We start from the raw sequence: 13,787 nt of genomic DNA on the forward strand, positions 1-13,787 counted from the left end.
GGAGGCAGATCCAGGCGATGTTCGTGAACGTGCCGTGTACCCTTGCCATAGACGCATGGCTTCCCCTTCCCTGGAATGTTTGTGCATCCCGGTGGGCTCGCAGTCGCTAGTTGGATATCGACGCCCCACCTCGGGAGCAAAGTATTGCGGAAGTCCGGCCTCGAAGATTGTACAAATGGGTCAATTTCTTGTATGGGCCTGCCATATCCGGCTAAGTGCTGAAGGCCATGAACGTCGCCCACGATTCGCCTGCTCCACCCGATCCTGACCTGCGGGTTGGCTTCATGTTGCTCCAAGAGTTCACGCTCTTGCCCTTTACCTGTCTCGTCGAAAGCCTGCGTCACGCCGCCGACGAGGGAGATCGAAGTCACCAGATCTACTGCCGATGGAGTCTGGTCGCGCCTGACCTGCGACCCATTCGCAGCAGCTGCGGCCTGGAGATGTTGCCCAATGAGATTTTCCCGGCTTGCGAGGGGTTCGACTACATCATTGTGATCGGCGGCCGCATGCCATTCGCGCTCGAGGCCGACGAGGCTTCGCGCGAATACCTTCGGCAAGCGATTTCTGCGGACGTGCCCGTTGTAGGGGTCGACAACGGTGCGATGCTGCTTGCGCAAATGGGTATGCTGGATGGACGGGAATGCGCCATCCATTTCTTCCACAGGGTGCAGTTGCAGACCGACTTTCCCCTGGTGGTTCCGGTTACTGATCGTCCCTTTGTCGATCTCGGCGATATCATCACCTGTCCGGGAGGCGCTATGGCCCTGGACCTGGCCGTCTATCTGGTCAGCAAGCACTGTGGAAAGGCTCGGGCCCAGAAAGGCCTCCGGCAAATGATGATGGAGACGAGCCGGCTGCCCACTGCGGCCTCGCATATGCAGACCAACATCCTGGCAACCTGCGGCGACTGGCGCGTGGAGCGCGCGATCCATCTCATGGAGTTCGAGATTTCATCCTCGCTCTCCGTTGCCGAAATCGCACGCAAGGTCGGAACGTCGAGCAAGGACCTGAACCGGGCTTTTCAGAAGCACGCCCAAGGCAGCCCGAGCACGGTGTTTCGGCACCTGAGGCTTGACCATTCGCGATGGCTTCTGCTGAACACGGCTCGAACCATTACCCAGATCGCGCACGAATGCGGCTTCACGGACGCGGCGCATTTTTCGAGGTGGTTTCAAAGAAGGTTCGGGGCGCCTCCGAGCCGATACCGGAAAAGCCGCCAGAAGATCACGCGTGACCTCGGCGTCTGATCGCAAGGCGCCCTTGACCCGATCTCGCATGTGATTGGCGCCACGTTTCCTCGCACCTTTTGGGATCAGATACCCCGCGCCCACGAGATCTGAGCGGCAAGCCGCAGATCCTTGGATGGGCTCAGTGACGCGCGCCCTGTCTTCATCCGACCGCTCGTCCTTTGCCGTTGGAGCATCGCAGCAACAAGCGCACTGCATTTTGCTCCTCCTCGCGCCTGCGCCCTCCTACCAAGAATCCGCCTTGACACATCTTTTTGTGTTCGGTACCAATATGTGGATCATATGTTCCATATGTTGGGCCGATAGCGAAATCCAGGCGCAAGACTTGGAAGGCTTGGAACAGAGTGTCGGGAGGTATGGCCGCATCGCCAACCAGCGAAAAAGCTATGTCATCCCTTGATGGTGTACCGAGGAGAACGGCACCTGAGGGCGCCGTGCGACAGTCAACCTGGAAAAAGGGTCGTGCGCTGAACAATGGACAATGAAGCTGTCAACCACGTTCAATTTGTCGGCGTTCAGAAAACCTACGACGGTCAGTCTCTGATCGTCAAAAATCTCGACCTCAATATTCGCGATGGGGAATTCTTGACTTTGCTGGGCCCCTCGGGTTCGGGCAAGACAACGACGCTCATGATGCTGGCCGGGTTCGAAGTGCCGACCCATGGCCGGATTCTCTTGGCTGGCGAACCGATCGACCACGTGCCTCCGCACCGCCGAAACATCGGGATGGTTTTCCAGAACTACGCTTTGTTTCCGCACATGACCGTCGAGGAGAACCTCGCGTTTCCTCTCAACGTGCGAAAGGTCAGCAAGGCGGACATCGCGACGCGCACAAAGCGCGCCCTCGACATGGTTAAGCTGTCGCATCTCGGGCAGCGCCGGCCAGGCCAGCTTTCAGGTGGCCAGCAGCAGCGTGTCGCTCTTGCCCGGGCGCTGGTGTTCGAGCCAAAGCTGGTGCTGATGGACGAGCCGCTTGGCGCCCTCGACAAGCAGCTGCGCGAGCATATGCAGCTGGAAATCAAGCATATTCATCGCGACCTTGGCGTGACGGTCGTCTATGTCACGCACGACCAGGGCGAAGCCCTGACGATGTCCGATCGGGTTGCCGTGTTCAATGACGGCGTGATCCAGCAGCTCGCCGCGCCGAGCGACATCTATGAACGGCCGCAGAATTCCTTCGTCGCCCAGTTCATCGGCGAGAACAATCGCCTGAACGGCCGGGTCGTCGAGCTCGATCGTTCCCGCTGTGTCGTGGAGGTCGACGGCGGCACCCGGGTCGAGGCGGTTCCGGTGCACGTTAGTGGCGTGGGATCGACGACGATGCTGTCGATCAGGCCCGAAAGGGTTCAAATCAACCCCACCCATCAATGCAGCAACGTCCTCGAGGCGATGGTCGAGGAGCTGATCTATTTCGGCGATTCCATCCGCGTCCGAGCCAAGGTCTGCGGTAGCAGCGAATTCATCATCAAGGTGCCAAACGCAATAAATGCGCCAACGCTTAGTCCCGGCTCAGCCTTGCGGGTTGGATGGCAAAAGGAGGACTGCCGCGCGCTCGATTCCGAACGGTGACCTGCGCACACCAACGACGTCAGTAATCAATCAGTTGGGGTCACCCCAGCTTGTTACAAAAGGGGAATGAAAATGATATCCAGACTCCATGCCAAATTGGCAGCCAGCGTATCTCTCGCGGCAGCTGTTTTCATGTCAGGCCAGGTTCTGGCTGCTGATCAGCTAACCATCGTCGCCTGGGGCGGCGCAGCACAAGCTGCCCAGCGTCAGGCCTTCTTCGAGCCGTTCGCCGCAAAGACGGGCACCAAGATCACCGAAGGCGAGTACAACGGCGAGATCGCGAAAATCCGTGCCATGGTGGAGACGAAGAACGTCACCTGGGACGTCGTCGACGTCATCACCCAGACTGCCCTGGCGGGTTGTTCTGAAGGCATCTTCGAGACGATCGACTGGAGCAAGATAGGCGTCGACAGGACCAAGCTTTTTGGCGGCGACCTGCAGGAATGCGCTGTGCCGATGCTGATCTACGCTGTCGTTCTCGCCTACGACACGACGAAGCTGAACCCGGCGCCGACCAAGATTACCGATCTCTTCGATACCAAGACATTCCCCGGCAAGCGCGCGCTGCAGAAGGATCCAGCGGTCAACCTTGAATGGGCGCTGCTGGCTGACGGCGTGCCCATGAAGGACGTCTACAAGGTGCTGGCCACAGATGAAGGCGTCGAACGCGCCTTCAAGAAGCTCGATACCATCAAAAAGGACGTCATCTGGTGGGAAGCGGGCTCCCAGGGCCCGCAGCTGCTGGCCGACGGGCAAGTCATCATGGCGACGAGCTACAACGGCCGCTTCTATGACGCCGTGAAGAAGGACAAGAAGCCGTTCAAGGTCATGTGGGACGCCCAGGCCTTCGATTGGGACTGGTGGGCGATCCCGAAGGGCAGCCCGAACCTCGATGCCGCCTACAAGTTCGTGAATTTCGCCACGCAGGCCGGCCCGCAGGCGGATCTGACGAAGTACATTTCGTATGGTCCGGCCAACAAGGACGCGACCCCGAACATCGACCCCGGCGTCCTTCCGGACCTGCCAACCGCGCCGGCGAACATGGGCAACGTCTTGGTTCTGGACCCGCAATTCTGGGCGGACCACGGCGAACAGCTCCGCCAGCGGTTTAACGCCTGGCTGGCCCAGTAACGACCAAAACAGGGGGAGGACGCCAAGTTCTCCCCCTCCATTGCTTTCCTTGGGTGCGCCATGACCGCAATCAGTGAGCCGATCAAATCCCGCGATGCGGCTACGCTTGACCTTCGCCACCGGGCGACCGAGCGTGCGCGCAGGGTGCGGGCACTGGCGCTTGTGTTGCCCCTGTTCATCTTCCTGTTCTTATCTTTCGTGATGCCGATCGTGGTGCTGTTGCGCAACGCGGTCTACGATCCGACGATCAGTCAGCTGATGCCTCACAGCTCGGCCCTGCTCACGCAATGGGATGGAAAGGGCCTGCCTGATGAGCCCACCTTCGCGGCGTTGGCTGCTGATCTTGCATCCGCATACAAGGCCAAAACCATCGCCCAAATCGGCACCAGGCTTAACTACGAGCTGTCCGGCATCCGCAGCAAGGTAATCGCGAGCGGCAGAAAAGCCAGTGAGGTCACCCAGGGCCCCTACAAGGACGCGATGCTTGGGATCGACAGCGTATGGGGAGAACGCGGCACATGGGCGGTGCTGAAGCGATCCGCTTCACCCTATACAAGTTTTTTCGTTCTCAGCGCGCTCGACCTGAACCTTAATCAGGACGGCGCCTTGACGACGACCCCGAGTGATCGCGCAATCTACATCACTATTTTCGTTCGGACGCTGACCATCAGCGCCCTCGTAACAGTGGCGACCCTGCTCCTGGGATACCCCGTGGCATATCTGCTCGCCATCCTGCCGACGCGGACCAGCAACTTGCTGATGATCCTGGTGCTGCTTCCATTCTGGACTTCGCTGCTCGTTCGAACGACCGCCTGGTTTGTCCTGTTGCAGGACCAGGGCATCATCAACGACGCGCTGCGCTACCTGCATCTAACGAATGCGCCGCTTCCGCTCATCTTCAGCCGATTTGGCACCGTCGTTGCCATGACGCACATCCAGCTGCCCTTCACCCTGTTGCCGATCTACAGCGTGATGAAGACAATTTCGCCGAATTATGTGCGTGCAGCGCGCTCGCTCGGCGCCGGACCGTTCTTGGCGTTCTGGAAAATCTATTTTCCGCTCACGGTCCCCGGGATCGCTGCGGGATGTCTGCTCACCTTCATTCTCTGCCTCGGCTACTACATCACGCCTGCGCTGGTTGGCGGTCCCACCGACCAGATGGTCTCGGGATTCATCGCCCAGGCGCTGAATGGGGAAAACAATTGGGGGAAGGCCTCCGCCCTTGGCGCTGTCCTGCTGTTTGCAACGATCGTGCTTTACTTCGTCTACAATCGCCTCGTCGGCATAGATAAGATCAGGTTTGGATGATGGCCAAGCTAAGCTATGCAACACCCGTAGAGCGCGCATGGCATATTGGCCTGCGCGTGATCTGTGGCGCTGTCCTGCTTTTTCTGATCGCGCCCATCATTGTGATCGTTCCCCTGTCGTTCAATTCCGAATCCTTCTTTACCTATCCGCTGCCGGGCGTATCGCTGAAATGGTACGTCGAGTTCTTCACCAACCCGCGCTGGATCGGCTCCGTCGTCACCAGCTTCGTGGTCGCCGCTACGGTGACGGCGATATCGACCGCCCTCGGGGTCCTGGCATCGATGGGACTGGCGCAACTCGACATGCGCGGAAAATCGGTGATCATCGCCATGCTGCTGCTGCCGATGATCGTGCCGGTTATCATCAGTTCGGTCGGAATGTACTTCTTTTACGTGTCGATCGGAATTCTCAACATTCGATGGGCGCCCGTCGGTCTTATCCTCGCGCACACCGCACTGGCGGCGCCCTTTGTGGTGATCAGCGTCACGGCGACGCTAAGCGGATTCGACCGCTCCCTTATCAGGGCAGGCGCGAGCCTAGGCGGGACGCCCACGACCGTCTTCTTCAAGGTCGTGATGCCGCTGATACTGCCTGGGATCATTTCAGGCGCTCTCCTGGCATTCGCCACCTCGTTCGACGAGGTCGTCGTCGCCGTGTTCCTGACAGCCCCGGACCAAAGGACCTTGCCCAAGCAGATGTTCAACGGGATCCGGGAGAACATCAACCCGACGATCACGGCGGCTGCCACGCTGCTGATCATCGTTTCGATCCTTCTTCTGACCGCGCTGGAGTGGTTGCGGCGGCGCCAAGAGCGGTTGCACGGCACGCGGACCACCTGAAAAGACAGCCGGGCAAAACGGCGCTTATGGGCCAGGAGGCAGGCGGCCGCCGTGATCCCTCGCCGTTCTCGACTTGCGCGACCTCGGTCAAACATCGGTATCGGGCTGTTCACCGGGGCGGATGCCCTTGCAGCTCATTCATGAGCCAGGCCCGAACGCAGGTCTCCTGGCCGCTCTGTTGGCGAAGTTGCGACCAGCACAGATGGAAGCCCATACCCGTCTGCCAGGAGAGATGCTCCAGCCTCTGGAGAAATCCGCCCCTTGTTAGTTCCTCGGTGATGTGGTGCCAGCCCAGCGCGATCCCTTCTCCAGCAACGGCGGCGTGGAGGACCATCGTATAGTCGTTGAGACGGAGACCTCCGCCTTTCTCGTCAAACGGCACGCCAAACTGATCGAACCAGCGTCGCCACGTGACACGGTTGCGCACGGGCTCCTCAAGGTGGATCAGCGGCAGGCCTTGCAACTGCGCCGGACTTGAAATCGGGCCGTGCTTTGCCAGGAAGGCCTTGCTCGCAATTGGGGAAATCACCTCATCAGCCAGGCGCGCTGTGCCGATCCCCGGCCAGTCTGCGCTCCCCCGCCGGACCTCGAACGAAATCCCGACGTCGTCGAGATGGCCCTCGCGGTCGGTGGTCTGCACGCGCAGGTCGATTTCAGGGTTCTTGGCGTGAAAGATCGCAAGTCGCGGAATCAGGCAATAGTTGGCGAATGCCGACGGAACCGACAACGTCACCGGATTTGCGCGGGAATAGGTCTGCAGCTCCTGCGCGACTGCAATGACCTCCTCAAACCCCCGTGACACGACGTTATGCAACTTCGCACCAGGCTCGGTCAGCCGCACGCGTCGATGCTCGCGGGAAAACAAGGAGACGCCGAGCGCATTCTCGAGCTGACGGATGCATTTGCTGACCGCAGGTTGGCTCACGTTCAAGCTTTCCGCAGCCGCCGTGAACGATCCGGCCTTCGCGGTTACGTCAAAGACCCAGAGGTGGCGCGCGGAAGGTACGTATCGGGAGAGCCGTTCCATAACCTGAGGGTATCGAAATTGGGAGTAATTTGAAAGATCACACGGTTCGTCGAGCCAGATATATTTCCAGGAGTTCTGGCATCGAACGATCGATGGCGCATCGGTCAAGAGGGTTGCGATGGAAACTTCCGTGAATGGCAAGCCGCTTCCACAGACCGCGAAAGTGGTCGTGATTGGCGGCGGCGTAATCGGATGCAGCGTGCTGTATCACCTGGCCCGGATAGGCGTAACTGACGCGCTCCTCCTAGAGCGCATGGTCCTGACCTGCGGCTCAAGCTGGCACGCGGCGGGGCAGATCCATACTATCAATGGAAATGCGAACCTTTCGTCGCTGCAGATGCATACGCTGGGATTCTACCCCGAGCTGGAACAGGAATCGGGTCAATCAGTTGGCCTGCATCGGACCGGCGTCATCTACCTCGCGTCGACCACCGAGAGGATGGACTATCTGAAGCAAGAGCGGGGCAAGGCGCGCCACCTTGGTTCGGATATGGAGTTCATCAGCCTCGATGAAGTGCGCGGCATGCACCCCTTGATCGATACCAGGCACTATAAGGGCGCCCTTTTCGATCCCCTGGACGGCCGCATCGACCCTGCCTCGGTCGTGCAGGCGTATGCCAAGGCCGCCCGGCAGCGCGGCTCCAAGGTCTTCGAGCATACCAAGGTGGAGACAATGTCCCAGCGGTCCGACGGCAGCTGGGACGTGCAAACCGACCGCGGCACCGTTCACTGCGAGATGGTCGTCAACGCGGGTGGTCTGTGGGGCCGCGACGTCGGGCGGATGATCGGGCTGGAATTGCCGATCCAGGCGATGGGACACCAGTATATCATCACCGAGCCGCTGAAAGAGCTGGAAGAATTTGGCCGAGAGGTCCCTGGAGCGATCGACTACGAGGCCAACGTCTATACCCGCCAGGAAGGCAAAGGGTTCCTGCTGGGGACGTACGAGGAGGGCGGCATTCCCTGGTCAGTGGACCATACGCCGTGGGATTTCGGCCACGAACTGCTCCCCGACAATCTCGAACAGATCGCCGGCCGGCTGGAAGTCGCTTTCGACCGCTTCCCCGCGCTGCAACGTGCCGGAATCAAGAGCGTCATTCACGGGCCCTTCTGCTTCGCGCCGGACGGCAATCCGGTCGTCGGACCAGTGCCTGGCGTGCGCAACTATTTCGTTGCGGTCGGGTCGATGGCAGGCTTCTGTCAAGGCGCCGGCATAGGCAAGGCGCTGGCTGAATGGATGATAGAGGGCGAACCCGAATACGATGTCACGGCAATGGACGTGGCTCGTTTCGGGCAGTTTGCCACCCACAAATACACCGTCAACAAGGTGATCGAGAACTTCGGGCGCCGCTTTATGGTGTCCTACCCAAACGAACAATTACCCGCGATGCGCGGGCAGCGTACGACCCCGATCTACGATCTGTTGAAGGATCGCGGCGCAGTCTTCGGCGCAGCTTTCGGTCTGGAACACGTGCTTTGGTATGCACCGGAGGGCGTTGAGCCGGCTGAGAACCCGACGTTCCGCCGTTCGAACGCCTTCGAACATGTCGGTCGGGAAGTAAGGGCAGTCCGCGACAGCGTCGGTGTCATCGAGCTCGCCAACTACTCGAAGTACGAGATCGAGGGGCCTCACGCGCGAGCCTGGCTGGACGGCCTGCTTGCCGGTCGGCTTCCGAAGCCTGGCCGCCTCAGTCTGACGCCCATGCTGTCGCCCAAGGGCCGCCTGCTTGGCGACTTCACGATCGCCTGCCTCGGCGAAGAGCGCTTCATGATTTTCGGCTCCGGCATCGCTCAGTCGCAGCACATGCGATGGTTCCTGGCCCATCTGCCAGAAACAGGCGTGAGTTTGCGCAATCGGTCCTCCGAACTGGTCGGACTTGGGATTTCAGGCCCGAGAGCACGAGACCTGCTGACGCGGCTCTCACGCAAGGACGTCGGCCCAGAGCTTTTCAAGTTCCGCGATATCAAGGAGATGGAAGTCGGCGGCGTGCCCGCGACTATAGCCCGGGTGAGCTTCACTGGCGAATTGGGGTATGAGATCTACTGCACTCCAGAATACCTTCGTGCCCTTTACATGAACGTGCTTGAGGCCGGGGATGGACTGGGGCTCACGCATTTCGGCGGACGCGCATTGATGTCCATGCGGCTTGAAAAGGGCTTTGGGGTCTGGAGCACCGACTTCCGCAGCGACTTCACGGCCGAGGAGTCTGGCCTGGCCAAGTTCATCGACTTCAGCAAAGAGGGATTCGTCGGCCGCGATGCGGCCTTCAGCGAGCGCGAGCGCGGCGCTGGCCGCCGGATGGTCACGCTTGTCGTCGATACGGACGAAATAGATTGCAACTGGGACGAACCCATATTGGACAGGGACGGCAACTGCGTCGGACTGGTGACATCGGGCGGCTACGGTCACTCAACCGGAAAGTCCCTTGCGATCGGCTATGTCGCGGCCGCTTCATCAGTTCCAGGTAGTGAGCTGGATGTTGAAATCGTGGGGGCAAAGTACCGAGCCGTCGTCCAGGGTGTCCCGCTGCACGACCCGGACGGTGAAAGGATGCGCGCTTGATCAGACCGCGTTGTTGGCGAACCGCGAAGTTTCAGACTCCGGACCCATCAGAGGCCCTGTTCAAAGGGCGGATTGCTCTCAGCGACCGCAGGATCGCCTTACGGTCGAGCCGTTAATTGCGTTCTGGCACCGTATACAGCCTGGCCGACATCGATTGGCGGTTGAAGCTTGGATGGATGGTTGGCTCAAGCCTGGCCAGTTGGCATCCGTCAGGCTCGAGATGCCCCCCAAAAAATATCTGATGCGCTACTTCGCGTAAACTGGCCCTTCTGCGGTCCTCGCAACGAGGCCGCCGATACCAAAACAGGCACGTCCCGCTCCCGCGCGCTCGTTGTCGGCTTCCGGCGGATATTCATCTGTCGCCATGCATAGCTGAAGCAACAGTCAATTAAGCCAGCGGTTGCCAGCCCGCTGAGCCAAGCACTGGCAGCGCATGGATACCGGGTCACCCGCCCTGTGCTCTCCTTGACAGCATGGCTTCTGGCGTGGAACATATGCCCAATATATGGAACAGCCTTCCGACTCGGACGAGCATTGCCGAGATCGTCCCCTCAGGCCGGCCCTCGGCAGAGACTGACGATCGGGAGAGTTATCAATGCGAGTTGAGGCTGGTCAAATCAATTTGAATCCCTGTCCTTCAACCGTCGAAGAAATCTTGGAAACGTAGCATGCCAACCAATGAAGTAGTCCCGGGCACGGCAGCCCTTACGAAGGGGCTCGCGGTTCTGCGCGCGATCTCCGCGTCCGGTCCCTCGGCACGTTTCGCAACCTTGCGCGAAGCCACCAAGCTCCCCAAGGCGACGCTTTCCAGAATACTCAAGGCGTTGCAGGTTGAGGGGCTGATTAAGGTCGACCCGCGGGACAACGGTTACCAACTCGGACTCGCGTTCCTGAGATTGGCTTTCGAAGTGTTGGATCAAATGAGCATCCGTGATGTCGCTCATGAGGAGATGGTCCGTCTAGGAATGCAAACCAGCGAATCGATCCATCTGGCCGTTCTGGATGGCAGGGAGGCTGTCTATGTGGACATCGTCGAAAGCAGCCAGCCGGTTGCGTCCATTGGACGGCTTGGCTCGATAAGTGCCATTCACGCTGCGGCGAGCGGAAAGGTGATCGCAGCCAACCTAACGCCGGAGAAGCTTGAAGGATTGCTTCAGACCCTCAAGCTGACAAGGTTGACGGACAATACCATTACGTCCGCCAAGGTATTGCGACTGCACCTCGCTGAGATCCGCGCCCAAGGCTATGCATTCAATGACGAAGAGGAGAACATCGGAATCAAGGGCGTCGCATCCCCGGTTTTTGATATAACCGGGCAAGTTGTTGCTTCGATCGGCATTTCCATACCAAGCTTCCGCTTCGACCGCTCAAGATTGGATCACTATGTATCGGCGGCCATGGAAACGGCGCGCCTCGTGTCCGCCAAGTTGGGCAGCCACGGTCGTGCGAATGGCAGCCCTTAGAACCGGACATCCGTCGCGGGGGAAGCCCATGAAAAAAGGATAGCCGGTCGGACCCGCCAGAGGATAGATGTTGTGCCGGCCGACCGGCGATGTCTCACTGGCCGATGTCTACCCACCGAGCCCGTTGGCATATGCCGATCAGGATCCATGATCTCTTACCATGAGGCTACCCAGCAAATCAGGCATATTTGTAGGCCGGTTGCGACGCCATCGGCGTCATAGAACTGGATCCTGTCGAAGGGTTTTGGTCGTTTTCGCGCGATAGCAACCGCGTCTGGTTTGGATTGCATCCGAATGCATCGCGATAGACCTTGGAGAAGTGGGACGCCGAGGCAAAGCCGCATGCCAGCGAAATTTCCATCACTGACAGGCGCGAGGTGACAAGAAGCAAATGCCCGCGTTGCAGCCGAACCTCAAGGTAATAGCGGCTTGGCGAGCGTCCCATTTCGCGCTCGAACAGTCGCTCGATCTGGCGCCGAGACAAACGAGTTGGTGCCACGAGCGCACTGACACTTACCGGATTGGCGACGCTTGCCTCCATCCGCTCGATGACCGCTATCACCGCCCTGTGGTTGGGGTTTACGCGTGAATGGAGGGGTGTTCGCTGACGGTCTCCTGCGGAACGCGTGCGACACACGACGGCCTTGGCGCAAATTCGATTTACGACGGCCTTGCCATGATCGCGCTCCACGAAACGTAGGAACATGTCGAACGGCGCATCTCCGCCCGGGCAGGTGTGAAGCTCTCCGTCCTGTTCGAAAGCCGTCTGAATGGCAACCACCGTCGGGAAAGCTTCCAGAAAAAGAGGAAGTTGCTCCCAATGGATCGCGCAGCGCCGCCCGTCCGCTACTCCAGCCCGCGCGAGAACCGCGCTGCCGCTCGCGATGCCAACAAGGCTCAGCCCGTGGATACCACACGCTCTTAGCCACGCCTCGAGCGCGGAGTTGCAACTTGGAAATGCTGCCCCCCCGCAGACAACCGCAGCTGAAGTCGAAACTGATCGACGATCGCGCTCGCGGACGTTCCTCAGCGCGATATCTGCGCTGACAGGGAGTCCGGCATTGGAGGTCACATCTTGCCCATCGATCGAGATGAACTCCCATTCATAGACAGTTCTGCGTACCACTTCGTTTGCGAGACGCAGTGCCTCCACTGCGGAAGCCAGCGACTGCAGGGAGAAATGCGGCAAGAGGTAAAAGCTGAACTTACGAATGTGCATTTTCCAGATCCGCTCGTCGCACTTTGTCGGTTACGGCAGGGCCAAAGGCCTTTTTCGTTGGACTTTCCGGCCGGGGCCGTATGATCTTGGGGACACGGCTCGTCTATTGCTTCCGTCAGGATGGAGCAGGTTACGCAGCCCAGCAGTCGAAGAGAAGTTAATAAAAGTTCCCTATATGATCAGTCCTTCTAATGAATCCCAGTTCATATCCGGACAGGTCGGCTTGTCAGACTGATGGAGCGAGCAAGATCATCGAAACCGTTTACACGCGTCGGAATAACGAGTGCATGGCAGGCGGGCGCGGCACTTGGATGCAGGTTTACCTTGCTCCTACAGGACAAGATCGGAAGAGATCTTCAACGAAGGCTTCATTGAGATAAACTGAATATTCCTTGCAAATACCGTCACATGGTCTAATGTATTTCCGGTGTCTGGGAGACATGGAAACCGATGGATCTAAGCAGGTTACGCGCCCTTCGTGAACTGTCTGTCCGCAAAACGATGGCGGCGGTAGCGGACGCGCTCTACGTTTCCCCCTCTGCCGTTTCTCAACAGATTTCCTTGCTTGAACAAGAGGTCGGCATTGCTCTCATCGAGCGAAGGGGGCGCGGCGTCAGCTTGACGCTGGCTGGCGTGCAACTGGTACAGCGTGCGGATCGGATATTCGCCGAGTTGGAATCGGCCAAGGCAGAGATCGCCGAACACAAGAAGATCATCGCCGGTGAACTTAGGGTAGCGGCTTTCCCCTCTGTAGCCGCCGCCCTCATTCCTTCGACGATTCGCCATCTCACGGAACTGCATCCCCGTTTAACCATCCAGTTCGACGAAATGGAACCGGAAGAGAGCCTGGCGGCGCTTCGCAGCTGGCAGACGGACGTCGCCATAATAGATGACCTGAACATCCCTCCTGGCGCGTTGGACCCGAACGTCGAGATTGTGCCGTTGATAGAGGATGTCTTCAATGTGATCGTATCCCAGCATCATCGGCTGGCGGATCGCGCGACGATTACGCTTGAAGATCTGCGCGAGGAGAGATGGGTGATCGATACCGCATCGTCAACGTACACGAAGATGCTCACCGGGGCCTGCCTTTCGGCGGGTTTCAGCCCGCAAATAACGGCGCGCTGCAAGGGTTTCGAGGTCGTGATTGCAATGATCAGGGAGGGATGTGCGATCGCGATACTGCCAGGCCTGCGGGCCAGCCACGATCTTGAAGACGTTTGGGTATGCCGCCTTGCTCCGGAAATCCGCCGGAAAATTTCGCTGGCCTTCCGGAAGGGGGAGAAACGCAGCCCAGCCCTGCAGGCGTTTCTTGTAGAAGTCACGGCCCAAGCAGGGGGACCTCGCCGTCGCCTTCCTTCAGCTGTGTAACAGGCAGATAAGGTCAAGAGCAGGGTCGAGTGGTTGACGGCGACCATAGC

General features: G+C 59.3%; 10 protein-coding genes. 8 read left to right on the forward strand and 2 right to left on the reverse strand.

Annotated features, from left to right (window positions below; all coding sequences use genetic code 11):
* Positions 1–227 precede the first annotated feature (227 nt).
* The 5 genes from X743_RS144505 to X743_RS144480 all read left to right on the forward strand — a co-directional run bounded on the left by X743_RS144505 (position 228) and on the right by X743_RS144480 (position 6,094).
* Positions 228–1,247: a GlxA family transcriptional regulator gene (locus X743_RS144505; protein WP_023768057.1), complete on the forward strand. Its 1,020-nt coding sequence runs from the start codon at positions 228–230 to the stop codon at positions 1,245–1,247.
* 474 nt (positions 1,248–1,721) lie between these two features.
* On the forward strand, positions 1,722–2,816 hold the full coding sequence (locus X743_RS144495) for an ABC transporter ATP-binding protein (RefSeq protein WP_023768059.1): 1,095 nt from the start codon (positions 1,722–1,724) through the stop codon (positions 2,814–2,816).
* Between the two features lie 132 nt (positions 2,817–2,948).
* On the forward strand, positions 2,949–3,947 hold the full coding sequence (locus X743_RS144490; protein WP_023768060.1) for an ABC transporter substrate-binding protein: 999 nt from the start codon (positions 2,949–2,951) through the stop codon (positions 3,945–3,947).
* 60 nt (positions 3,948–4,007) lie between these two features.
* Positions 4,008–5,255, forward strand: a complete 1,248-nt coding sequence (locus X743_RS144485; protein WP_023768061.1) for an ABC transporter permease — start codon at positions 4,008–4,010, stop codon at positions 5,253–5,255.
* Complete coding sequence (locus tag X743_RS144480) at positions 5,255–6,094, forward strand: ABC transporter permease (RefSeq protein ID WP_031258345.1); 840 nt, start codon at positions 5,255–5,257, stop codon at positions 6,092–6,094. The genes X743_RS144485 and X743_RS144480 overlap by 1 nt, the downstream gene beginning before the upstream one ends.
* Positions 6,095–6,203: 109 nt before the next feature.
* On the opposite strand, the gene X743_RS144475 is transcribed toward X743_RS144480, so the two are convergent.
* A complete protein-coding gene (locus X743_RS144475; RefSeq protein ID WP_156934514.1) occupies positions 6,204–7,262 on the reverse strand; it encodes a LysR substrate-binding domain-containing protein in 1,059 nt (352 codons plus the stop codon).
* Between X743_RS144475 and X743_RS144470 the strand changes: the two genes are divergently transcribed.
* Positions 7,240–9,684: an FAD-dependent oxidoreductase gene (locus X743_RS144470; RefSeq protein ID WP_023768064.1), complete on the forward strand. Its 2,445-nt coding sequence runs from the start codon at positions 7,240–7,242 to the stop codon at positions 9,682–9,684. The two genes, X743_RS144475 and X743_RS144470, sit on opposite strands and share 23 nt — an antisense overlap.
* 668 nt (positions 9,685–10,352) lie before the next feature.
* Positions 10,353–11,147: an IclR family transcriptional regulator gene (locus X743_RS0136890; protein ID WP_023768065.1), complete on the forward strand. Its 795-nt coding sequence runs from the start codon at positions 10,353–10,355 to the stop codon at positions 11,145–11,147.
* 178 nt (positions 11,148–11,325) lie between these two features.
* Here the strand turns inward: X743_RS0136890 and X743_RS1000000171210 are convergent, their stop codons facing one another.
* Positions 11,326–12,366 carry a GlxA family transcriptional regulator gene (locus X743_RS1000000171210; RefSeq protein ID WP_031258348.1) on the reverse strand — a complete coding sequence of 347 codons (1,041 nt, stop codon included), beginning with the start codon at positions 12,364–12,366 and terminating at the stop codon, positions 11,326–11,328.
* 450 nt (positions 12,367–12,816) lie between these two features.
* Between X743_RS1000000171210 and X743_RS144465 the strand changes: the two genes are divergently transcribed.
* Positions 12,817–13,737, forward strand: coding sequence for a LysR family transcriptional regulator (locus X743_RS144465; RefSeq protein WP_023768068.1), 921 nt, complete (start codon positions 12,817–12,819; stop codon positions 13,735–13,737).
* Positions 13,738–13,787: the final 50 nt, after the last annotated feature.

The organism is Mesorhizobium sp. LNHC232B00, assembly GCF_000502435.1.
Taxonomy (GTDB): Bacteria; Pseudomonadota; Alphaproteobacteria; order Rhizobiales; family Rhizobiaceae; genus Mesorhizobium; species Mesorhizobium opportunistum.

What these genes read in the sequence shown, in the direction of transcription:
- X743_RS144495 (WP_023768059.1), top strand. Translation starts at nt 1,722, where the DNA reads ATGGACAATGAAGCTGTCAACCACGTTCAATTTGTCGGCGTTCAGAAA.
- X743_RS144485 (WP_023768061.1), top strand. Translation starts at nt 4,008, where the DNA reads ATGACCGCAATCAGTGAGCCGATCAAATCCCGCGATGCGGCTACGCTT.
- X743_RS144490 (WP_023768060.1), top strand. Translation starts at nt 2,949, where the DNA reads ATGTCAGGCCAGGTTCTGGCTGCTGATCAGCTAACCATCGTCGCCTGG.
- X743_RS144470 (WP_023768064.1), top strand. Translation starts at nt 7,240, where the DNA reads ATGGAAACTTCCGTGAATGGCAAGCCGCTTCCACAGACCGCGAAAGTG.
- X743_RS144480 (WP_031258345.1), top strand. Translation starts at nt 5,255, where the DNA reads ATGGCCAAGCTAAGCTATGCAACACCCGTAGAGCGCGCATGGCATATT.
- X743_RS0136890 (WP_023768065.1), top strand. Translation starts at nt 10,353, where the DNA reads ATGCCAACCAATGAAGTAGTCCCGGGCACGGCAGCCCTTACGAAGGGG.
- X743_RS144465 (WP_023768068.1), top strand. Translation starts at nt 12,817, where the DNA reads ATGGATCTAAGCAGGTTACGCGCCCTTCGTGAACTGTCTGTCCGCAAA.
- X743_RS1000000171210 (WP_031258348.1), bottom strand. Translation starts at nt 12,366, where the DNA reads ATGCACATTCGTAAGTTCAGCTTTTACCTCTTGCCGCATTTCTCCCTG.
- X743_RS144505 (WP_023768057.1), top strand. Translation starts at nt 228, where the DNA reads ATGAACGTCGCCCACGATTCGCCTGCTCCACCCGATCCTGACCTGCGG.